A 23,368-nucleotide genomic window follows, 5' to 3' on the forward strand; every position below is an offset into this window, starting at 1 on the left:
GAAGAAAATTAATGCCAGACCGAGAGAAAAACTCAATTTCTTGACTCCGGCTGAGGTCTTTTTCAAAAATATTTCGTAATGTTGCACTCGCTGGTTGACTCTGCCCAAATTATGAATAGTTGCTTACCGGCATCGTTTTTACGCTTTGCGTTTCCTATTCTCCGAAATATTCACTATTTTTGCAAATCAATATTATAACATTTGTAAATCAATAATTCATAACATAAATTCTTATGAGCAACCAACGATATATGCAACGCGGCGTGTCGGCATCGAAAGAAGATGTGCACAACGCCATCAAGAACATCGATAAAGGTATCTTCCCGAAAGCATTCTGCAAAATCATACCCGACATCTTGGGCGGTGACCCTGAATATTGCAACATCATGCACGCCGACGGAGCAGGCACCAAATCGTCATTGGCATACCTGTACTGGAAAGAGACCGGCGACTTGTCGGTTTGGAAAGGCATCGCGCAAGACGCACTGATTATGAACATTGACGACCTGCTTTGCGTGGGAGCGGTCGACAATATCCTGGTATCTTCCACTATCGGACGAAACAAACTATTGGTACCGGGCGAAGTGATTTCCGCCATCATCAACGGTACGGATGAATTGCTCGCTGAATTGCGTGACATGGGTGTAGGCGTATATGCCACAGGAGGCGAAACCGCCGATGTGGGCGACCTGGTGCGCACCATCATCGTAGACTCTACCGTGACCTGCCGCATGAAGCGTGCCGACGTGATAGACAATGCCAATATCCGCCCGGGCGATGTCATCGTAGGACTTGCCTCCTACGGACAAGCCACGTATGAAAAAGAATACAACGGCGGCATGGGAAGCAACGGGCTGACCTCGGCACGCCACGATGTGTTCGCCAAATACCTGGCGGAGAAATATCCTGAAAGCTACGACCACGCCGTGCCCGAAGACCTGGTATACAGCGGAAACCTGAAGCTGACCGACCCGGTAGAAGGCTCGCCCATCGATGCTGGAAAGCTGGTGCTCTCTCCTACCCGCACGTATGCGCCGGTAGTCAAGAAGCTGCTCGATGCCCTGCGTCCGCACATCCACGGCATGGTGCATTGCTCGGGAGGCGCACAGACGAAGGTGCTCCACTTCGTAGGCGACAATTGCCGGGTAATCAAAGACAACCTCTTCCCCGTTCCTCCCCTCTTCCGCACCATCAAGGAACAGAGCGGAACAGATTGGGACGAAATGTACAAGGTATTCAACATGGGACACCGTCTGGAGGTTTACCTCTCGCCCGAACACGCCGAAGAAGTCATCGCCATCTCGAAATCGTTCAACATCGACGCACAAGTAGTAGGACGCATCGAGGAGAGCGACCATAAGGAACTGATTATCCGGAGTGAGTTCGGGGAGTTCAAGTATTGATATGGCATACATCCGGTTAGTCTGTTTGATTATCATACTCTCCGCATTCCTTGTCAGCCATTGGAAAGGTTTAGCCAGTGTAAACCAATGTGTGCGGAGAGGATATTTTATTTTAATCAGCGTGGCGTGTGTCATCGTAGCCATAGATTCTACCCTGACCTGCATTGCCCTCATCATGAACCACACGTTCTCGGAAAAAATGTTCCAAGAGCTGCTGTTCTGCATAGTATGGTGGCTCATCTGTTGGGGTATCGTCTTCCGGCAAATAGACTTTTCAAGAAAGCTTTGGGAATAATGCACGACACGTGCCAACCCGAAAAAAGAAACAGAGATAAAATCCTATTATGATGTCAGAGAACAATACATTATTAGCGAAACTGGATGCGATGAAATCACGTTTAGGCTCGTTGCGCCCCCTTCCCAAAGAAGCATTGGAAAAAATAAGGGAAGCCCTCGACATAGAATATACCTACGAAAGCAACCGGATAGAAGGCAATACGTTGACCTTGCAGGAAACCGCACTTGTGGTAGAAGAAGGGCTCACGATAAGCGGAAAAAGTATGCGCGAACACTTGGAAGCCATCAACCATCAAGAAGCCATCGCATTTATCAAAGAACTGGCGCAAAAAGAAGAACCTCTGACCGAACGTGTCATCCTCCAGATTCATGCACTTATCTTGCGAGGTATCGACCGGCAAAACGCAGGACGTTACCGCACAGTGCCTGTACTGATTTCAGGAAGCCGGCACGTTCCTCCCCAACCTTATTTGATAGAAAAGCAAATGGAAGACTTCCTGCTCCGTTTCCATGAAATGGAAGCCCAAGGCGTGCATCCGGTAGACATTGCCGCCTATCTGCATGACGAGTTGGTACGCATCCATCCTTTTATAGACGGAAACGGACGGACTTCGCGTTTGCTGATGAACCTTTACCTGTTGCGCCACGGCTATGTATTTGTGTTACTAAAAGGAGATGCCGAAAGCAAACTGGCATATTATCAGGCGCTTGAAGCATCGCATGTAGACAAGAATCCGGCTCTTTTCCGCCAACTGGTAGAAGAAAAAGAGATAGAAGCTTTACAAACATACATCAATTTGATTGAAGGTTAATTTATATGTCAGAGAATAACAATACATTATTAGAAAAACTGGACGGACTGGTGGCACGGTTTGAAGAAGTATCGACCCTGATAACCGACCCGTCCGTCATTGCCGACCAGAAACGCTACGTGAAGCTCACCAAGGAATACAAAGAGCTGGGCGACCTGATGAAGGCACGCAAGGAATACATGCAATGCCTTGCCGGGCTGGAGGAAGCCAAAGCGATGATGAACGAAAGCGACCCCGAAATGAAGGAAATGGCACGCGAGGAAGCCGCCGCATGCGAAGCACGCATACCGGAACTGGAAGAGGAAATCAAGCTTCTGCTCATCCCTGCCGACCCGCAAGACGAACGTAATGCCATCCTCGAAATCCGTGGAGGAACCGGAGGGGACGAAGCCGCCATCTTCGCCGGAGACCTTTTCCGCATGTATTCGAAATATTGCGAGCGCAAAGGTTGGAAGCTGGAAGTATCGAGTGCCAGCGAAGGCGCATCGGGCGGATTCAAGGAAATCATCTGTTCCGTCATGGGAGAAAAAGTCTACGGAACACTGAAATACGAATCGGGCGTACACCGCGTACAGCGTGTACCTGCAACCGAAACACAAGGACGCGTACATACCTCGGCGGCATCTGTAGCCGTATTGCCTGAAGCCGAACCCTTTGATGTGGAAATCAATGAAGGCGAAATCAAATGGGATACGTTCCGAAGCAGCGGTGCCGGAGGCCAGAACGTGAACAAAGTGGAATCGGGCGTACGCCTGCGCTATAACTGGAAAAACCCCAATACGGGCGTGGTAGAAGAAATCCTGATAGAATGTACCGAGACACGCGACCAGCCTAAAAATAAGGAGCGCGCGCTCGCACGCCTGCGTACCTTTATATATGACAAGGAACACCAGAAATACATCGACGATATTGCCTCGAAGCGCAAGACCATGGTAAGCACCGGCGACCGTTCGGCAAAAATCCGTACCTACAATTACCCGCAGGGACGCATCACCGACCACCGCATCAATTATACCATCTACAACCTTGCCGCCTTTATGGACGGTGACATCCAAGATTGTATCGACCACCTGATAGTGGCGGAGAACGCCGAAAGACTGAAAGAAAGCGAACTATAACTTTATCTATATTTATCCAGAACAATGAACCGACAATGGCTCCGACAAGCACTACAAACTATGGGCGGAACGTTTCAAACGACCTTGAAGCGTTTCCCCGTCACGGTAGTGTTTGTTCTTGCCTTGACCTTATACCTCTTTCATCTTATTTCGATTGAAGCAAAAGGTGATGAAAAATTATTTTGGGTAACAGGATATTATCTCTCTACAGGCACCCTTTTATCACTCACCTTGCATCTGTGGTGTGAAGAGGTCAAGCGAAACTCACGCAAATGGATGATACAAATAACCATGCATGCATTACTCATTGCTGACACATGGTTCTTGTATTCCCTCTCGCCCGAACGTTCGCTTACAGAAATCGGCATTGCCCATGCAGCGGCTCTTTTTGCATTGGGACTATCGGTATTTTTTCTCTCATTCACCCAAGCAAAAAATGACATTCCCAGTTGGAACTTTGCCACATCCAGCATTGGCGCACTAGCCACTTCGCTGGTTATCGGGAGCATCATGAGTGGAGGCATCAGCTTGCTGATATTATCCCTTCATACATTGTTCGGCATAGACGTAAGCTACAAATGTTACCTTTACATTCTCACCTTGTGCAACGTATGCCTTGCCTTATTCCTCTTCCTGGGACTTTTACCCCAAGGGAAAGAAAAACATAACGACCGCCCGTTGCCCAACGCATTCCTCAATAGCATCATCCATTACCTGTTTCTTCCATTGGAAATAGGTTACATGATTGTATTGTACATCTATGCAGGCAACATACTCGCAAATTGGGAATTGCCTATCGGATGGGTGTCGTGGCTCGTGACCATCATGATGGGAGGATGCATCATCATCGAGTTCGGACTTTATCCTGCACGCATGGAAAAAGAGAAACGGGCAGACCGGCTGATTGCACGCTGGTTACCCATATTGGCACTGCCACTGCTGATACTGATGACGGTCAGCATCGGACGCCGCCTGCAGGATTATGGCATCACCATCAACCGCCTTTACCTGCTCACATTCAACCTCTGGTGCTATCTGGTATGCATCGGCCTGCTAACCAACCGGGCTCGGCGTATCAGTTGGATTCCAATATCGTTTGCATGCATTTTCTTGCTGGTATCGATACTTCCGGTCAATTATGCCAGCATCACCCGCAACAAAATACACAAGGACATCGAAACCAGCCTGAAACAGGCCACCACACACCCGCTTCCCTTATCGAAAGACATCTACGAAACCTGCCTGAAAGAAATGCCCCATGCGCAGGCAGCAAACCTGAACAACCGTATCCGCTACATGCGCGACTGGTTCGGATGGGAAAGCTTGCAGGACCTGGTTGCCTCAAACGTTTCACTCTATACATTACCCGAAACCGAACCGGAATCCCATTCCTACCGAGGACAAACGTCTTCGCCAGTTTCTGTCAATATACCGCAAGGATACAACAAACTGACGGCTATCGAACAACAAATCTCCGGCACAGACAACGCATTGCCCGAAACATGGTGGAAAAACGGAACATTGCCCGTATTGATAGAAGGGACAAACGACACCCTCTACTTCGACCTCAGTATCCTAAAAGAGCTGAATCAGTACGAAACAGAGCCAATGCCTCCAACCGTCCTCCGATGCAGTTCACCAGAGAAATCCTTCATTCTGACCCGTTTCTCATTGAACTACAGCGAGCAAGAGCCTGATGATACGTATCTAAGTTTCAACGGATATTTATTTATAAAATAAAATAACTCTAAACTTAATCACAACATGAACAAACAACAACTTTTAGAGAACATCAAACGCAAACAATCCTTCCTCTGCGTAGGACTGGACACCGACATCAAGAAAATCCCTGAACACCTGTTGAAGGAAGAAGACCCGATTTTCGCGTTCAACAAAGCCATCATAGACGCTACAGCCCCCTATTGCATCGCCTATAAACCCAACCTGGCTTTCTACGAAAGCATGGGCGTAAAAGGCTGGATAGCCTTCGAAAAGACCGTGGAATACATCAAGAAGAACTATCCCGACCAGTTCATCATCGCCGATGCCAAACGTGGTGACATCGGAAACACCTCCGCCATGTATGCCCGCACCTTCTTCGAAGAACTGGATATTGATGCCGTGACCGTGGCTCCTTACATGGGTGAGGACAGTGTGACCCCCTTCCTTACTTATGAAAAGAAATGGGTCATCCTGCTGGCGCTGACCTCGAACAAAGGTTCGCACGATTTTCAGCTGACGGAGGACAAGGAAGGTGAACGGCTTTTCGAGAAAGTCTTGCGTAAGTCACAAGAATGGGCAAACGACCAGAACATGATGTATGTGGTGGGTGCTACCCAAGGTAAAATGTTCGAAGACATCCGAAAGATTGTACCCAACCATTTCCTGCTTGTTCCGGGCATCGGTGCACAAGGAGGCTCGCTGGAAGAAGTGTGCCGCTACGGCATGACTCCCGAATGCGGACTTATCGTCAACTCCAGCCGTGCCATCATCTATGCCGACAAGAGCGAAGCCTTCGCCCAAGCCGCCAAGAATGAAGCCGAAAAGGTTCAGAAACAAATGGCGGAACAATTGAAAGCCGCCCATATAATATAATAAGGAGTAAACCGGCTCACGCATCCTCTCATTGCACCTGCCCCGTGCGGTACAATGAGAGGGCTTATGCATCTCGAAACGCATGTACTTGCATCGGCTCACTCAAGCGTCTGCATCCCCCGACTCAAGCGTTTGCACCGGCATGCGCAAGCGGTTGCATACGCCTCCGAGACCTGCCGTGTTCCGCAGGACTAAAGCAAAAAAAACATCGGTTAACCAGTTTTAGACCACTAAAAAGATAAATAATTGACATTTTGCACGGTTATATAAAAAAAAAATACGTAATTTGCATAATTAAACAAGGAGCGTACTAAAAGACACTAATAGAAAAACCAAAAGATACGATAAGTTATGGAGTTTTCAGCTAAACAAATTGCGGAATATATCCACGGAGAAATAGTAGGGAATGAGAATGCAACCGTACATACATTCGCCAAGATAGAAGAAGGCGTGCCGGGTGCCATTTCTTTTCTTTCAAACCCGAAATATACACATTACATATATACAACCCAATCAACGATTGTACTGGTCAATAAAGATTTCGAACCGGAACAACCGGTAAGTGCAACCTTGATTAAAGTAGACAACGCATACGAAAGCCTGGCTCAACTCCTGACTTTATACGAACAAAGCAAGCCGAAAAAGACGGGCATCGACCCGCTGGCATCCATTGCTCCGACCGCTAAAATCGGGAAAGATGTCTATATCGGTCCCTTTGCCTGCATCGAAGAAGGTGCGGAGATAGGAGACAACGCTTGCATCCACCCGCATGCGACCGTAGGAAGCCATGCCAAAATAGGAAATAACACAACGCTCTATCCCCATGTCACGATTTATCAGGATTGCCGGGTGGGAAACAATTGCATCCTGCATGCCGGATGTGTCATCGGTGCGGACGGATTCGGGTTTGCCCCCTCCGCCGAAGGCTATGACAAGATTCCCCAAATCGGTATCGTCGTTATTGAGGACAATGTGGAAATCGGTGCCAATACGTGCGTAGACCGTGCCACGATGGGCGCCACCATCATCCATAAGGGCGTAAAGCTGGACAACCTGATTCAGATTGCCCACAATGTAGAGATAGGAAGCCACACGGTGATGGCTTCGCAAGGAGGCGTGGCAGGTTCCGCCAAGATAGGCGAATGGTGCGTATTTGCCGGACAAGTAGGTGTAGCCGGACATATCAAAGTGGGCGACCGCGTGACTATCGGAGCCCAATCGGGCATACCGGGCAATACCAAGTCGGGCAGCACCCTGATGGGATATCCCGCCATCGACCCGAAACTTTTTGCGCGTTCAGCTGTTATATACAAGAAGTTGCCCGACATGTACGAAGACATGAGACGCATGCAAAAAGAACTGGAAGAATTGAAGAAACAACTTAATAAATAAAGCCCATGTTGAAACAAAAAACATTAAAAGGCAGTTTTACACTGAACGGTAAGGGTCTCCATACCGGAGTCAAGCTGACCGTGACATTCAATCCTGCCCCCGAACACCACGGATATAAAATCCAACGCATCGACCTGGACGACCAGCCCATCATCGATGCCATAGCGGATAATGTGGTAGACACCACACGTGGTACTGTTTTGGCTAAGAACGGGGTAAAAGTAAGTACCGTAGAGCACGCCATGGCTGCCCTCTATGCAGCCGGTATCGATAATTGCCTGATTCAGGTAAACGGTCCCGAACTTCCGATTTTAGACGGAAGCTCGAAAGCATACGTAGAATGCATCCAGCGGGTAGGCATTGAGGAACAAACCGCTCCGAAAGATTATTACATCATCAAATCGAAAATCGAAGTGCGCGATGAAGAAACAGGGTCTTCCATCATCGTCTTGCCGGATGATAAATTCAGCTTAAACGTATTAATCTCTTACGATTCCAAGATTCTGACCAACCAATACGCCACATTGGAGAACATGGATGAATTCCCTACCGAAATCGCATCGGCACGCACCTTCGTATTCGTGAGGGAAATCGAACCTCTGCTGAATGCCGGGCTTATCAAGGGAGGAGATTTGGACAATGCCATCGTTATCTACGAAAAGCAGATGACCCAAGAAAACTTCGATAAATTAGCGGATGTCATGGGAGTCCCGCACATGGACGCAAGCCATTTAGGATATATCAATCACATCCCTTTGGTATGGCCCAACGAGCCAGCACGCCATAAGCTGCTCGATATCATCGGCGACCTTGCCCTAATCGGGAAACCCATCAAGGGACGCATCATCGCCACCCGTCCGGGACATACCATCAACAATAAATTCGCACGCCAATTGCGCAAGGAAATCCGCCTGCACGAGATTCAGGCTCCTATCTATAATTGCAACGAACCGCCTTTGATGGACGTGAACCGCATCCGCGAGCTCCTTCCTCACCGCTATCCGTTCCAATTGGTGGATAAGGTCATCGCTATCGGAGCCAACCACATCGTAGGCGTGAAGAATGTCACATCGAACGAACCTTTCTTCCAAGGGCATTTCCCACAAGAGCCGGTCATGCCGGGTGTGCTTCAAGTAGAAGCCATGGCACAAGTGGGAGGCCTGTTAGTGCTCAATTCATTGGCAGAGCCGGAAAGATATTCCACTTACTTCCTGAAGATAGACAATGTGAAGTTCCGCCAAAAAGTAGTGCCAGGCGATACCCTTGTCTTCCGTGTAGAACTACTGGCACCGATTCGGCGCGGCATCTCTACCATGAAAGGATATATCTTCGTAGGAGAAAAAATCGTTTGCGAAGCCGAATTTATGGCACAAATAGTAAAAAACAAATAACATGATCAGTCCATTAGCATACATACACCCCGAAGCAATCATAGGGGAAAACGTCGAAATCGGTCCCTTTGTATTCATCGACAAGAACGTGGTCATTGGCGACAACAATACCATTATGCCTAATGCGAACATCTTATACGGTTCACGCATAGGCAACAACAACCGTATCTTTCCGGGAGCCGTCATCGGAGCTATTCCGCAAGACCTGAAATTCCGGGGAGAAGAGACCACAGCCGAAATAGGCGACAACAACACCATACGCGAGAATGTGACTATCAACCGGGGCACCGCAGCCAAAGGGAAAACCATCGTAGGAAACAACAACCTCCTCATGGAAGGCGTACATGTGGCACACGACACCCATGTCGGAAGCGGATGCATCATCGGAAACTCCACGAAAATGGCAGGTGAAGTCATCATCGACGACAATGCCATTGTAAGCGCCAACGTACTGATGCACCAGTTCTGCCGGGTGGGAGGATACGTCATGATACAGGGCGGATGCCGGTTCAGCAAAGACATCCCTCCTTATATTATCGCAGGACGCGAACCCATTGCCTACAGTGGCATCAACATCGTAGGCCTGCGCCGGCGCGGATTCTCGAACGAACTGATAGAAAATATCCACAACGCCTACCGCATCATCTACAATAACGGAAAGAACGTGACCGATGCCTTGCAACAGGTAAGAGAGGAAGTCCCGATGAGTCCCGAAATTGAATACATCGTTTCTTTTATCGAAAATTCGGAAAGAGGCATCATCCGATAAAAAATTTTTGTACCTTTACCGCATCAATCTAAGATTAACGACAGAATTATGGTATACAAATTTAGAATCATATCAGATGAAGTGGATGATTTCTTAAGAGAAATCAAAATTGACTCAGATGCTTCATTCTACGACCTGCATGAAGCGATATTAAAATGTACAAACTACAAGAACGACCAGATGACTTCCTTTTTTATCTGCGATGATGACTGGGAAAAAGAAATCGAAATCACCCTCGAAGATATGGGAACAGGAAGTTCGGAAGAAGACACTTTCGTCATGAAAGATACCCGTCTGAGCGAATTGCTGGAAGACGAAAAACAAAAACTGATTTACGTGTTTGACCCGCTGACCGAACGAGTATTCTTTATCGAACTGTCGGAAATCATCACCGGCAAGGACTTGGAACATGCAGTTTGTTCGCGCAAGGAAGGAAATCCACCCAAACAAACCGTAGACTTCGACGAACAGATGAAAGCAGATTCATCGCTCGACCTTGACGAAAACTTTTATGGTGATCAGGAATACGACATGGAGGATTTCGACCCCGACGGCTATGACATAGGAAGCGGAGGAAATCCATACGACGAAGATAAATACTAATTTTTTAATGAAGAATGAAGAAATAAGAATGAAGAATCGGTTGAACACCTTACTCATTCTTCATTCTTCATTCTTTAATTCTTCATTTTTATGACCCTTATCGTCCTCATTGGTCCTACCGGCGTAGGCAAAACCGAATTAAGCCTGTCCATCGCCGAAACCTATCATACTTCTATTCTCTCTGCAGACTCCCGCCAACTTTATGCCGATTTGAAAATAGGTACGGCAGCTCCTACCCCCAACCAACTGGCACGGGTTCCTCATTATTTTGTAGGCACATTACAACTCACCGATTATTACAGTGCGGCACAGTACGAAGCAGATGCGCTCAAAAAACTGGACGAACTTTTTAAAGCACACGATGTGGTGGTGCTGACCGGAGGCTCGATGATGTATGTCGATGCCGTATGCAAAGGTATCGATGACATCCCCACGGTAGATGCCGAAACACGCCAACTGATGATAGAAAGATACGAACAAGAAGGATTGGAGCAATTGTGTGCCGAACTGAAAGTCTTAGACCCCGAATATTATGCAATAGTAGACCGCAAAAACCCCAAACGGGTCATCCATGCTCTCGAAATCTGCTATATGACAGGAAAGACCTACACATCTTTTCGCACCCGGACGTGCAAGAAACGCCCCTTCAACATCGTGAAAATAGGTTTAACACGTGACCGGGAAGAACTTTACGAACGCATCAACCACCGTGTAGACCAGATGATGGAAGAAGGATTATTGGAAGAAGCACGCAAAGTCTATCCTTACCGTCACCTCAACTCACTCAATACCGTAGGCTATAAAGAACTCTTCAAATACTTCGACGGAGAGTGGGAACTGCCTTTTGCTATTGAAAAAATCAAGCAAAACTCGCGTATCTACTCACGCAAGCAAATGACGTGGTTCAAACGTGACACCGACATCAAATGGTTTCATCCCGACCAACAAGAAGAAATCATGCAATACATCAAGAAGAAACTGTTTTGAAAACGAACACATCAAGCCAAGAAAAACTTTTTGGAGAAATTCAAAACAGCTTCTCAAAACAGTTTCTCAAGTATTCGGTTGCAGAATGAACGGCATGACGTGTTGTCAGCCTCCGACTGACAATTGTTCACATCGCATGACAAAGATATTACAGGCATACCGTTTTTTTGATATAGGTCAACAAAACAAGCAAAACCTAAAAATATATGCTATAAAACATATTTTGTATCAAAAAAGGTCGTATCTTTGCAGTGTAATTAAAGAACAACAAGTTCTAGAACTTAACTAACTAGTAATTTTAAGGTAAAGATTGGAAAAGAAAAAAACATCAAAGGCCAGCCGTGAGGTTCGCCCGAGATTGAAAGGATAACAAGATTTAGGTATTACAAGTAATTAAGTTTTCAGGTATTATTAACTAAACAAAGAAAGGATAACAATTATGAAAAAGGTAAAAAACATTTTTCACAAGATTGCCAATGCAGATCCGATGATCTGGGGTTATGTAATGCTGAATGACAAACTCAGCAAGTAAAAAAACAAATTAAGCTAAAGCCCGAAAAGCAGAAGCTTTTAGTAAAGAATCTGATAAATGCCGAAAGGCTTTTTGTAAATAATCGAAAAAGCGGTTACACCATTGTGCAATCGCTTTTTTCCGTTTTAAAGCGGTAAAAAACGGCCGGTACATGTACTCTCTACATCCCGACCGACAATGTAACCTTAACTATTAATTTATGATAGCAAAGGTAATGGATATTTTTACAAAAAAATTGAACAAAACACACGCACTATTGTCGTATATTCACAAAAGTATCTAAATTTTCCCCCCTTTAGCATACACCTGCCCATAATATTGTATATATTCGCAAAGCTAACGGGAGAAAACCATGAACAATGTCATTTACGAACAAGTAGCGCAAAATACAGAAAACTCATTCTTCTACCGCCGTTGTACATCGTGGTACAAAAGTGCGATAGGCTATCACCAGCATCCGGAACTGGAAATCGGATTCGTCATCAAAGGCGGAGGACAACGCATTACGGACGATTTCATCGAAAACTTTCGGGAAGGTGACATCATCATCGTACCTGCCAACATCCCCCATTGCTGGATATACGACAAACTGGCGTGTCCGGCAGACGAAAGGATAGAAGAGGCATTCATCCAGTTTCCACAAGCTTTTCTGAACCGACTTGCCAGCTTTGCCAAAGAATTTCAAGATATCGCCTCGTTCTACACCAATCTGAAACAATGTTTGTCGATACAAGGGGAAGGAGCGAAAGAAATACGTCACATCCTGCTGGATTTCGACAATTACAACGAACAACAACGACTTTTAGGATTGTTGCAAATCCTTGCACTTGCTTTCCGCCCAGGCTACAGCAGATACATCGGCCATCATGCCTTCAATGGCATGCCCATTCATAAAAACAAACAGCGCCTGCAGACCGTCTACAGATATATCATCGAAAACTACCACCGGAAAATTACACTGGACGAAATAGCAGACTACATTGCCATGAACAAAAACGCCTTTTGCCTGTTCTTCAAAAAGTCCACCAACGAACCGTTTACGGTATATCTCAACCATTTCCGTCTGCAGATGGCAACCACATTGCTCAACCGTACTGACCAAAACATCTCCGAAATAGCTTATTCAGTAGGGTTTGCCGACATCCCCTATTTCAACCGCTGTTTCAAGAAAGAATACGGCATCACGCCTGCCGAGTATCGAAACAAATATAGAAGATAACAAAAGATATATGAAACTAACCTACATTTTCCATAGCGGATTTGCCTTAGAAACCGAAAATTGCATGCTGGTCTTCGACTATTGGCTGGATCCGGCACATGTTATCGACGGATTGCTGAAATGCAACAAACCAATGTACGTGTTTGCCAGCCATTTCCACGAAGACCATTTCAACCGCGACATCTTCACTTGGAAATCAATAAAACCGGACATCACTTATCTCCTTTCGAAAGATATCTTGAAACACCGTAGAGCCAGACGTGACGAAGCCGATGCCTGGCTTGCCAAAGGAGGAAGCTGGCAAGACAGACATATCCATGTCACCGCTACCGGAAGCAACGATAGCGGTGTGTCGTGGATAGTGCGCACCGAAGGCAAAACCCTCTTCCACGCAGGCGATCTGAATAACTGGTACGCCCGCTTCCTGACCGATGACTATACAGGCGGAACCATATACAGCCCCGAATTTGGTATGGAAATCAACCCGGAGAAAGAAGAAAAACAATACTTGGGCGAACTGAAAGACATCCGCAAGCTTACCGCCGGCTTCGATCTCGTAATGTTTCCCATAGACGGACGTATCGGGAACGGCTATACACGAGGAGCCCGCCAGTTCATCGACCGCTTCCAGGTAGGATTGCTCGTACCTATGCATTTCGTAGCCAGCGGATTCCAGTCGGCAGGACGGATGAAAGAATTTGCCGATGCCAAAGGCGTTAAGTTCTGGTGCATCCAGCAGGAAGGGGAAAACAAGGAAGTGTAAGGAGGACAATATCTTTCATTCCTCTTTCACTATCCGGCTTGCCTCTTCCAGCATCACATTCAGCTTGGCATAGTCTGTCTTCGGTTCCCATAACAGCTCCTTGCTTTCACCTTTTTGCCACACACAAGTATGACTGTTACTACCAAAGAGATGCTCTGTACCGATATGAAATGCCCCTACATGAACCTGCCAGTTGTAAGTTTCATCCAAATTTACATGCAGATGCTCGGCGCGGCCGCTTCTCAGTTCCAGTCCATTACCCGATACCGAAAGCATATCAAACGTACACTCTTCCAGTTTCGTCGGACTTTGCGTCCGGATGGAAAAAGTGTCCCGCCCGATACCTCTGAATGAAACGTCTGCACATGGCATATCGATACTTACAGCCTTTACCGCATCGGGAAGCTTCAGACGCATGGAAGAAAGCGTATACACCCTTCCATCAGACGCAGATGCAAGCGCAGCCGGAAAGCTATCCTCAGAAAAGTTGAAACTGAGCAACAATGTACTGTCTTCCAGTACTTCAACCTTCATACAGTTTTCCATACCTGAAACATACGAAAGACTGCCGCCTGCCGAATCGGCCGGACATATTTCCAACGGCATAACAACAGGACGCTCTCCGATTTCCTCCAGTACCAGCCTAACCGATTTACAAACCGGCAAAGGACGGACTTGTTCCATACCCGATTCGCCCAATTCCATCCGTTCGGGAGAAGGAGTTTCAAGAGTCAAATAAAAGGCAAACCCACTTGTCAGCAACAATCCTGCTACCAACAAGGCTATCATGATATAGGTAGTACGTTTCATATACTTTTGTTTTTTTCTGATTCAGTTATAAAGTCCTGGTACATTCCGGCAAGTTCATCCGCCGAAATATGCAACATGACACATTGTTTAAAAAAATATCCACACTCCTCTTGCAAGAAATGTTCTTTGCGCAGGTCGTATATCACCCGATGGGCACCTGCAGCCACAAAATAACCGATGCCCCGCTTGTTGTAGATAATGCCCTGCTGCTGCAGGTAGTCGAACGAGCGCACCACCGTATTGGCATTCACTTCCACCATGCCCGCATATTCGCGCACAGAAGGGATACGCCCTTCTTCGGGATATACGCCGAGAAGAATTTCATCACAAATACGGTCGGCAATCTGCAGATAAATGGCTTTACTTTCCTTAAAATCCATAAGTTACCAGCGATTAATGATTTCCGACTCTTTAAACCGAAAATAAGCCAACGTCCAGTTGAACACTGCCCAGACAATCCCTACTCCGATAACCAGACAATTCATATCCTCGTCCGTCAGATAAAATCCGCGGTGAAAACTGCCTCTTACCTGATAAACTACCATAACTGCCTGCACATGCAACAACAAGATGACAATCAAGGCAGCACATGTCTTGATCCACGCATTCTTGGGCCAAATCACACTGCCCAACACGAACAACGACTGTAAAAAGCAGAAACTACTTGCCACTACGCCCAGCCTCCAGCCAGCATAAGGATGAGTAAACACTTCACTCCAGGGAACAAAGGTTATCTGCTCTGCCACATTGCTGTACAACATCCTGCAAACCAACACTTTCGTCAGGTCGGCAAGCCCGAACGCTATTGCAAATGCAACGATAAAAACCACCGTCACCAGCAACCAGCGCGAAAGATACTTCTCGAAAGCCGAAGCCGGAGTTATCAGAAAAGCAATACGGCCTGTCTTTGTCTTCATCCGCTCCATAAAAGAAGAAGCAAACAGCATCCCCATCACATAAAAAATCACCATAAAAAACTGCATCAAAGCATGACTGTATTCCAAAGGAGTGCCAGACGACAAATGGTTGTACGTCTCCATTCCATATCCTACCAGTATAACTGCCAATACGGCATAACAAGCTACAAACCGGAGCAAATGTGTTTTCCACGGTTCCAGTAACTCCCTGCGGCACATCATCCCAAACCGCCGCACATCAAAAAACTGATTTGTCCTCATCTTTTTCTTTTTAAGCATGAAACATCGCCGCTATTTTGTCGGGTTCGGCAAGCACGGCTCCAAACAAAAGTTCCAAATTGATTTCAGTCTCTTCACCACCAGCATTAGGCAGTATCAGACTGTTCCCCTCTACCGAAGGCAAAGCATAAAGTGCCTGCCCCACCAGTTCGCGGCTACTGCTCTCCCGGAAAACAAAAGTACGGCAGATATCCGCCACCGACTGGTCGAGCAACACACGACTTCCGTCAATAATCACCACATGATCGAGCATACGGTCTATATCACGCACCTGGTGCGTAGAAATTACCACACACTTCTCATCACTCATTCCCGAAGCTATCAGTTTACGGAACTGACTCTTGCCGGGAATATCCAACCCATTCGTAGGTTCGTCCATCAACAGCAAAGAAGTATTTGCCGCCAGTGCAAAACTCATAAACACCTTCTTCTTCTGCCCCATCGAAAGGGTTCCCAAATTAAGGTCGGCATCCAGTTCGAAAAGGTCGAGATAGCGCCTCATGTCTTCTGTACTGAACCGGGGATAAAAGCAGCTGTTCAACTTTATGTAACGTGCCAATGTGAGCGAAGGCAATTCAAACTCTTCGGGCACTAAAAACAAGTCGCACAACGTATCGGGCAAACGGCGGCGCACATCCTTACCTTTATATATTATCTCTCCCTGACAAGGGGTAAGCAGTCCGCTTATCAAAGCAAGTAAAGTAGATTTTCCGGTTCCGTTCTTCCCTAATAACCCGTAGATTCCCCCTTGCCGAAGCGAAAGAGAAAAATGGCTCAGCACCTCTTTTTTGCGCCTGCCATAATTAAACGAAAGATTCTTTATTTCCAACATAATCTATCAGTGTTTTTATCCTCAGCCAAATTTCCCGTCAGGGCCCTCGACAGAAATCTTTGTCTGATAATTAGTGCATCATAGTGTACTACTCAACTAATACACTACAAAAGTATGTATTTATCGTGAAACATGCAAGCCCTCCGGCAAAAAAAATCATATTCTTCCACTTGCCAATATAGGGTCAACAAAAAGTCATATAGCATCTGGAGAAACGAATATATACTTACTTTGCCGATGAAGTATATATTCATCTGCAGTTTCAGTATATATGAAACTGCCATCGAAGTTATATTCGTTTTACAATCCTATTGACTGACAAAAAACAACCAACTTCAAGAAGGTCTTTCCTGAGTATACTTTTATATTTCTTCCGCTTTTCGTACCTTTGCCAGAAAAGGAAACCCGAACAAGAAAATGCTGCCATGACCGGACACACCACAATAGATACCGCCAACGCCGAGTTCCAAAATGCATTGAAACTCATCCAGTATACCCGCCAATCCGTATTCCTTACGGGAAAAGCAGGAACAGGTAAGTCTACCTTCCTGAAATACATCTGCCAGACCACCAAAAAGAAATACGTAGTGCTGGCTCCTACAGGCATCGCCGCCATCAATGCCGGAGGCAGCACCCTGCACAGTTTCTTCAAGCTGCCTTTCCATCCGTTGTTGCCCGATGACCCCAACTTCAGCCTAAGAGGAAACAAACTGCAAAGCTTCCTGAAATATACCGCCGACCGGCGCAAGCTGATAAAGAACATCGAACTGGTCATCATCGATGAGATTTCGATGGTGCGCGCCGACATCATCGACTTCATCGACAAGGTATTGCGTGTATACTCACAAAACATGCGCGAACCTTTCGGAGGCAAACAGCTGCTGCTGGTGGGCGATGTGTATCAGCTGGAACCGGTAGTGAAAAACGACGAGCGCGAAATCATCAACCGTTTCTACCCCAACCCCTATTTCTTCTCGGCACGGGTGTTCCAGCAAATGGAACTGGTATCGGTAGAGCTGACCAAGGTCTACAGGCAGACCGACCGCGTATTTGTCAACGTGCTCGACCACATCCGCACCAATACCGTCGGCTCTGCCGACTTACAACTGCTCAACACCCGTTATCAGGCGCCACTGGACTCGGGCGAGAACGACCTTTACATCACATTGGCTACCCGGCGCGACAACGTAGACTTCATCAACGAACAACGCCTTGCCGCTCTGCCCGGCGATGCTGTCACGCTGAAAGGTGAAATCCATGGCGAATTTCCCGAAAGTAGCCTCCCCACACTGATGGAACTGACCGTGAAACCCGGTGCACAAGTCATCTTCATCAAGAACGACCCGGAGAAACGATGGGTAAACGGCACCATCGGCATCCTTTCAGGCATCGATGCCGAAGGTATCCTTTACGTAACCACCGAAGAAGGAAAAGAACTCGACGTGCGCCGCGAAAGCTGGAGCAACATCCGCTACCGGTATAACGAAGAAGAGAATAAGATAGAAGAGGAAGAACTGGGCACCTTCACGCAATATCCCATCCGGCTTGCCTGGGCAATAACGGTACACAAAAGCCAGGGACTGACCTTCAGCCGCGCCATTATAGACTTTACCGGAGGAGTATTTGCCGGAGGACAAACCTACGTGGCATTAAGCCGGTGTACCTCACTGGACGGCATCTGCCTGAAGCGGGAAATAAGTCGTGCCGACATCTTCGTGCGTCCCGAAATCGTTTCCTTCGCCCACCATTTCAACGACCAGCAAGCCATCGAGCGTGCCATGAAGCAGGCGCAAGCCGACATCGAATATACCGCTGCCGTCAAGGCATTCGACAAAGGTGACTTCGAAACTTGCCTCGACCATTTCTTCAAGGCCATCCATGCCCGCTACGACATCGAAAAGCCCTTGCAACAACGCTTTATCCGCAAAAAGTTAGGCATCATCAACCGGTTAAAGGCAGAAAACCTCCGCCTGAAAGAAGAAATGCGGAAATCGAAGAAAAGCCTGCAAAAATATGCCGAAGAATATTACCTGATGGGAAACGAATGCATCACCCAAGCCCACGACACGCGTGCCGCCCTGGCAAACTACGACAAAGCCATCGAACTGTACCCCGAATACGTCGATGCCTGGGTGCGCAAAGGCGTCACGCTTTTCAATGCCAACCGGATAAACGAAGCACGCGAATGTCTGAACCAAGCCGTCAAGCTACGCCCCAACGAGTTCAAAGCCGTATACAATCGGGGCAAACTGCGCCTGCACACAGGCGACATCGAGGGTGCCATGACCGACCTGGACAAAGCAACCTCGCTAAAACCCCAGCACGCCGGTGCTCAAGAATGTTTCGCCGATGCCCTTTCGCAAGCCGGCAAAGAGATAGAAGCGGCGATACATTACCGGCTGGCGGAAGAAATACGGAAAAAGAAGAAGAAATAAAATTGTTAACCCCTATAAAAAGATCAAGCTATGAACTTGAGTGATAAAATTGTAATTTACCAGACGAAAGATGGAAAGACATCCATTGATGTGAAATTGGGAAATGATACCGTATGGTTATCTGCCAATCAAATGGCAGCATTATTCGAAAGAGATGAAAAGACCATAAGAAAGCACATCAATAATGTATTTTCTGAAAATGAGTTGGAGAAAAAGAACAACACGCATTTTTTGCGTGTTGATGGAGTGAAGCAGCCGGTCGCTTTTTATTCTCTTGATGTTATCATTTCCGTAGGCTATCGTGTAAAAAGCCAGCGCGGCACGCAGTTTCGTATATGAGTGAATCGAATTTTGAAAGAGTATCTGGTGAAAGTGGTTTCCGACTATACCTATGCCCTCGATACGTTGAACAGTATGAAATTGTGCATTTTAATGGAACACATGATACAACGCACGATATAAAAGACATGAAAGCAGTGATGAACTTAATGACCAAAAACAATTAACTGCATTTCTTTTTCAAGAAGGTTGTATTTTTCCGTTTATTATGCTTATTTTTGTTGAACACAGCTAAGTGTCAAGTGTAGATTTAAGAAACAAATAAAAAAATGATTTATAATGACATAATAACATGGCAAAGAAACAGCTGAAAGAAAAGAGCATAGAAGAAACCCTTTGGGATTCGGCGAATAAACTACGTGGGTCGGTTGAACCTTCGGAATACAAGCATGTGGTATTGAGTCTGATATTCCTGAAATATGCCTACGACCGTTTTGTGGAACGCCGCAACGAACTGATAGCAGACGGCAAAGAAGCATTTGTCGAACAGGCTGTATTCTATAACGCCAAGAATGTTTTCTATTTAAACGAAATAAGCCGCTGGGACTATTTGATAGAAAATGCCAAACAGAACGACATTGCCATCAAGATAGATGCGGCTTTGGCTCAGGTGGAGAAAGACAACCCGACACTGAAAGGAGCTTTGCCAAGTAATTATTATTCTGGCTTGGGGCTTGACCGTACCAAATTGGCAAGCCTGTTGGATGTCATCGGCAAGATTGATACACAGAAAGACAAGGAACACGATTTGATAGGTCGCGTCTATGAGTATTTCTTGGGCAAGTTTGCCATAGCCGAAGGAAAAGGTAAAGGGGAGTATTATACGCCCAAAACGATTGTCAACCTGATAGCAGAAATGATACAACCTTACCGGGGCAAGATTTACGACCCTTGTTGCGGTTCCGGCGGCATGTTCGTGCAGAGCATGAAATTCATTGAAGCACACCACGGCAACAAGAAAGATATTTCCGTATATGGACAAGAATACACTAATACTACGTATAAGTTGGCGAAGATGAATCTTGCCATCCGTGGTATTGCCTGCAACTTAGGCGAAAAGGCTGCCGATACGTTCCATGACGACCAACACAAGGACTTGAAAGCGGACTTCATCATGGCAAATCCGCCTTTCAATCAGAAGGCATGGCGGGCAGAAAACGAACTGACCAACGACCCGTGTTGGCACGGATATGAAGTTCCGCCTACAAGTAACGCCAACTATGGATGGATTCTGAACATCGTTTCCAAATTGTCTGCCAATGGTATGGCAGGCTTTCTACTTGCCAACGGTGCGTTGAGCGGCGATGGTACAGAGTTGAACATACGTCGCCAACTATTAAAGAACCATTTGGTGGAAGCCATTGTAATCCTTCCCCGTAATATGTTCTACTCTACGGACATCAGCGTTACTCTCTGGATATTGGCGGGTAACCGCAAAGCCCGTACGGTAGAACAGAACGGTGAATTGGTGAACTACCGCAACCGGGAGAATGAGGTTTTGTTTATTGACTTGCGTCAATGGGGTGAACCGTTCGAGAAGAAATACATCCAATTCTCTGGGGAACAGATTGCGCAAATAGCCGAAAACTTTCATAACTGGCAACGCGAAGGTCATGAACAGACTTATCGCAACGTACCCGAATACTGCTATTCCGCTACGCTTGAAGAAATCGAAGCAAAAGGGTGGTCGCTCGTGCCCAGCAAATACATCGAGTTCAAGAACCGGGATGAGGGCATCGACTTCGATACGAAGATGACGCAACTGCAAAGTGAGATGCAAGAACTGCTTCGTAAGGAAGATGAAAGCAAAAAGGAACTGTTGAACCTCTTTAAAGAGTTGGGATATGGACTTGAAGAATAAAATAGCCATCTATCGTTCTGCCGATGGAGAAACGCGATTAGATGTTAAGGTAGACAAAGAAACGGTTTGGTTGAATGTTAGCCAAATGGCGGAGTTATTCGGAAGGGATTCTAAGACCATTCGAAAACATATCGACAACGCTATTCGTGAAGAATTGGCTGACGAAGTGGTTGTCGCAAAATTTGCGACAACCACTCAACACGGTGCTATAGCTGGAAAAAGCCAAACTCATGATGTGAACTTCTATAATCTGGATGTAATTATATCCGTGGGGTATCGTGTGAAGTCTAAAAATGGTGTTGAATTCCGTCGGTGGGCTAACAAAGTGCTGAAAGAATATCTGGTGAAAGGTTATGCCGTCAATAAGGCTTTGACGGAACAACGCTACACGGAACTGAAACAGTTAGTCGCCGTCTTGGGCAGGACGGTCAAGGCACGAGAGGCATTGACTTCCGATGATGCCCTCAATCTGGTAGAAGTGGTTTCCGACTATGCTTATGCCCTCGATACGTTGGATAAGTACGATTATCAGCAGTTGGCGGTAGAGCAGACCACGAACGAAGCCAAGTTCCACGCTACCTATGAGGGAGCCATGCAAGCTATCGAAGAACTGAAAGCCAAGTTTGGCGGAAGTCAATGGTTCGCCCATGAAAAAGATGATTCGTTCAAGAGTTCCATCGGACAGATATACCAGACATTCGGCGGACAAGACCTCTATCCGTCGGTAGAAGAAAAAGCCGCCATGTTGCTCTACCTCGTCACAAAGAATCATTCGTTCAGCGATGGCAACAAGCGCATTGCCGCAACGCTCTTCTTATGGTTTATGGCAGGCAACGGTATCCTCTATAATCCGGACGGCACAAAGCGCATCGCCGACAACACCCTTGTCGCCCTCACACTGATGATTGCCGAAAGCCGTACGGAAGAAAAGGATGTAATGGTAAAGGTCGTAGTAAACCTGATAAACAAAAACAATTAACTGCTTCAGGCATAAAAGATAACTAATACGCTTCATTCACATTACTCCGTTCAAATTACGATTACTAATCGTGCATACAACGCAGCTATATGTGTTTATCAATTCAGATAGCTTTATCGAAATCATATCCCAACTTATACGCTTCTTCATGACCACTTCTAAAACGTTTATCCGTCTGTAGAAGAAAAGAGACATAATAGAGAAAGCCGTGATGCACCTAATGAACAAGAACGATTAACTGTATTTCTTTTTCAAGAAAGCTGTATTTTTCCGTTTATTATGCTTACTTTTGTAGGGGACACAGCTAAGTGTCAATCATAGATTTAAGAAACGGATAATTAGCAAACATCAATGACGGTTGAACAAAACAGCTTTATAACCAATCAGGAAAAACTGTTGTCGGATATAATGAATGGAATATTACCTAAAACAGCCTCAACAGACATTTTAGTGGGATATTTCTATTTTTCCGGCTATAAGTTACTGGCAGAAAATTTGGCAGATAAACAAATTCGCATTCTGGTAGGACTTGATATAGATACACAAATCACGAAGTATGTCCGCGAAGTCGATTCATTCGCACGGACAATACAATCGCGTGGACAAATCAGGGAAGACTTCTTTAACCAGTTTATACGATTGTTCAACGATACGGACTTTTTGGATGGAGCAGAACAACTGGAGTCATTTGCCATTTTTCTCCATAAGATAAAAGACGGCTCATTAGAAATCCGAAAAACGGAAGATCCTTGTCATGCCAAGATGTATTTGTTTGAATATAGAGACGAAATCAATGAAGGCGGTGAGCAACCCGGATGTGTCATTACCGGTTCAAGCAATCTTTCTTATCAAGGCTTAGCGGGTAGGGTAGAAATCAATGCGCGTTTCAATGATAAACAGTCTTACATAGATGCGCAAAAGATTTTCCCACCGTCAAGTTAGAAGTGCAACTCCGCCACCGCCTTCCTCCGTCCTTGGAGCGTAGCGGAAAGGGCGGAGGAAGGCGGTGGAAGCCGGGCTTCGGGTCATCCGGCA

Annotated in this window: 22 protein-coding genes; 18 read left to right on the forward strand and 4 right to left on the reverse strand. The window is 46.3% G+C overall.

Features of this window, described 5'->3' with window-relative positions; genetic code table 11:
• Positions 1-233: 233 nt before the first annotated feature.
• From B5F71_RS12440 to B5F71_RS12495, 13 genes are all read left to right on the forward strand, one after another.
• Complete coding sequence (locus B5F71_RS12440; protein WP_087210794.1) at positions 234-1,403, forward strand: AIR synthase-related protein; 1,170 nt, start codon at positions 234-236, stop codon at positions 1,401-1,403.
• Position 1,404: 1 nt separating this feature from the next.
• Entirely contained in the window at positions 1,405-1,698 is a 294-nt protein-coding gene (locus B5F71_RS19875; RefSeq protein ID WP_143269899.1) for a hypothetical protein, read from the forward strand.
• 52 nt (positions 1,699-1,750) lie between these two features.
• Positions 1,751-2,512 (forward strand): Fic family protein, encoded by a 762-nt coding sequence (locus B5F71_RS12445; protein WP_087210797.1) that lies wholly within the window; start codon positions 1,751-1,753, stop codon positions 2,510-2,512.
• 5 nt (positions 2,513-2,517) lie between these two features.
• Complete coding sequence (prfA, locus tag B5F71_RS12450; RefSeq protein WP_087210800.1) at positions 2,518-3,630, forward strand: peptide chain release factor 1; 1,113 nt, start codon at positions 2,518-2,520, stop codon at positions 3,628-3,630.
• 60 nt (positions 3,631-3,690) lie between these two features.
• A complete protein-coding gene (locus B5F71_RS12455) occupies positions 3,691-5,370 on the forward strand; it encodes a DUF4153 domain-containing protein (protein WP_241148605.1) in 1,680 nt (559 codons plus the stop codon).
• Between the two features lie 24 nt (positions 5,371-5,394).
• The gene (gene pyrF / locus B5F71_RS12460) at positions 5,395-6,225 is read left to right on the forward strand and encodes an orotidine-5'-phosphate decarboxylase (RefSeq protein ID WP_022039762.1); all 831 of its coding nucleotides are present in this window, start codon (positions 5,395-5,397) and stop codon (positions 6,223-6,225) included.
• A gap of 351 nt (positions 6,226-6,576) precedes the next feature.
• Positions 6,577-7,617 (forward strand): UDP-3-O-(3-hydroxymyristoyl)glucosamine N-acyltransferase, encoded by a 1,041-nt coding sequence (lpxD, locus tag B5F71_RS12465; RefSeq protein WP_087210805.1) that lies wholly within the window; start codon positions 6,577-6,579, stop codon positions 7,615-7,617.
• Positions 7,618-7,622: 5 nt separating this feature from the next.
• Positions 7,623-9,008, forward strand: a complete 1,386-nt coding sequence (locus B5F71_RS12470) for a bifunctional UDP-3-O-[3-hydroxymyristoyl] N-acetylglucosamine deacetylase/3-hydroxyacyl-ACP dehydratase (protein WP_087210808.1) — start codon at positions 7,623-7,625, stop codon at positions 9,006-9,008.
• Between the two features lies 1 nt (position 9,009).
• Entirely contained in the window at positions 9,010-9,777 is a 768-nt protein-coding gene (gene lpxA / locus B5F71_RS12475) for an acyl-ACP--UDP-N-acetylglucosamine O-acyltransferase (RefSeq protein ID WP_087210811.1), read from the forward strand.
• 48 nt (positions 9,778-9,825) lie between these two features.
• Positions 9,826-10,380 carry a hypothetical protein gene (locus B5F71_RS12480; protein WP_022039758.1) on the forward strand — a complete coding sequence of 185 codons (555 nt, stop codon included), beginning with the start codon at positions 9,826-9,828 and terminating at the stop codon, positions 10,378-10,380.
• An 84-nt stretch (positions 10,381-10,464) separates the two neighbouring features.
• Positions 10,465-11,367 (forward strand): tRNA (adenosine(37)-N6)-dimethylallyltransferase MiaA, encoded by a 903-nt coding sequence (gene miaA / locus B5F71_RS12485; RefSeq protein WP_087210814.1) that lies wholly within the window; start codon positions 10,465-10,467, stop codon positions 11,365-11,367.
• An 884-nt stretch (positions 11,368-12,251) separates the two neighbouring features.
• Positions 12,252-13,118, forward strand: coding sequence for an AraC family transcriptional regulator (locus B5F71_RS12490; protein ID WP_087210817.1), 867 nt, complete (start codon positions 12,252-12,254; stop codon positions 13,116-13,118).
• A 10-nt stretch (positions 13,119-13,128) separates the two neighbouring features.
• Complete coding sequence (locus tag B5F71_RS12495) at positions 13,129-13,881, forward strand: MBL fold metallo-hydrolase (protein WP_087210820.1); 753 nt, start codon at positions 13,129-13,131, stop codon at positions 13,879-13,881.
• Positions 13,882-13,896: 15 nt separating this feature from the next.
• Here the strand turns inward: B5F71_RS12495 and B5F71_RS12500 are convergent, their stop codons facing one another.
• Genes B5F71_RS12500 through B5F71_RS12515 form a run of 4 tightly spaced genes read right to left on the reverse strand, consistent with a single transcriptional unit; the run spans position 13,897 to position 16,719 of the window.
• The gene (locus tag B5F71_RS12500; RefSeq protein ID WP_087210823.1) at positions 13,897-14,691 is read right to left on the reverse strand and encodes a hypothetical protein; all 795 of its coding nucleotides are present in this window, start codon (positions 14,689-14,691) and stop codon (positions 13,897-13,899) included.
• Positions 14,688-15,071, reverse strand: a complete 384-nt coding sequence (locus B5F71_RS12505) for a GntR family transcriptional regulator (protein ID WP_087210827.1) — start codon at positions 15,069-15,071, stop codon at positions 14,688-14,690. The genes B5F71_RS12500 and B5F71_RS12505 overlap by 4 nt, the downstream gene beginning before the upstream one ends.
• A 3-nt stretch (positions 15,072-15,074) precedes the next feature.
• Positions 15,075-15,869, reverse strand: a complete 795-nt coding sequence (locus B5F71_RS12510) for a hypothetical protein (RefSeq protein WP_143269900.1) — start codon at positions 15,867-15,869, stop codon at positions 15,075-15,077.
• 10 nt (positions 15,870-15,879) lie between these two features.
• Positions 15,880-16,719: an ABC transporter ATP-binding protein gene (locus B5F71_RS12515; RefSeq protein WP_087210833.1), complete on the reverse strand. Its 840-nt coding sequence runs from the start codon at positions 16,717-16,719 to the stop codon at positions 15,880-15,882.
• A gap of 425 nt (positions 16,720-17,144) precedes the next feature.
• Here B5F71_RS12515 and B5F71_RS12525 point away from each other — a divergent pair, with 425 nt between their 5' ends.
• The 5 genes from B5F71_RS12525 (at position 17,145) to B5F71_RS12545 (ending at position 23,275) form a co-directional block, all read left to right on the forward strand.
• The gene (locus tag B5F71_RS12525) at positions 17,145-19,154 is read left to right on the forward strand and encodes an AAA family ATPase (RefSeq protein WP_087210839.1); all 2,010 of its coding nucleotides are present in this window, start codon (positions 17,145-17,147) and stop codon (positions 19,152-19,154) included.
• A 30-nt stretch (positions 19,155-19,184) separates the two neighbouring features.
• Positions 19,185-19,493, forward strand: a complete 309-nt coding sequence (gene rhuM, locus B5F71_RS12530) for a RhuM family protein (RefSeq protein WP_022039747.1) — start codon at positions 19,185-19,187, stop codon at positions 19,491-19,493.
• Between the two features lie 292 nt (positions 19,494-19,785).
• Complete coding sequence (locus tag B5F71_RS12535) at positions 19,786-21,354, forward strand: class I SAM-dependent DNA methyltransferase (protein ID WP_087210842.1); 1,569 nt, start codon at positions 19,786-19,788, stop codon at positions 21,352-21,354.
• The gene (locus B5F71_RS12540) at positions 21,338-22,333 is read left to right on the forward strand and encodes a Fic family protein (protein WP_087210846.1); all 996 of its coding nucleotides are present in this window, start codon (positions 21,338-21,340) and stop codon (positions 22,331-22,333) included. Before B5F71_RS12535 ends, B5F71_RS12540 begins: the two co-directional genes overlap by 17 nt.
• 351 nt (positions 22,334-22,684) lie before the next feature.
• Positions 22,685-23,275, forward strand: a complete 591-nt coding sequence (locus B5F71_RS12545) for a phospholipase D-like domain-containing protein (protein WP_087210849.1) — start codon at positions 22,685-22,687, stop codon at positions 23,273-23,275.
• Positions 23,276-23,368: the final 93 nt, after the last annotated feature.

The sequence above is a fragment of the Bacteroides sp. An269 genome (assembly GCF_002159755.1).
GTDB lineage: Bacteria > Bacteroidota > Bacteroidia > Bacteroidales > Bacteroidaceae > Phocaeicola > Phocaeicola intestinalis.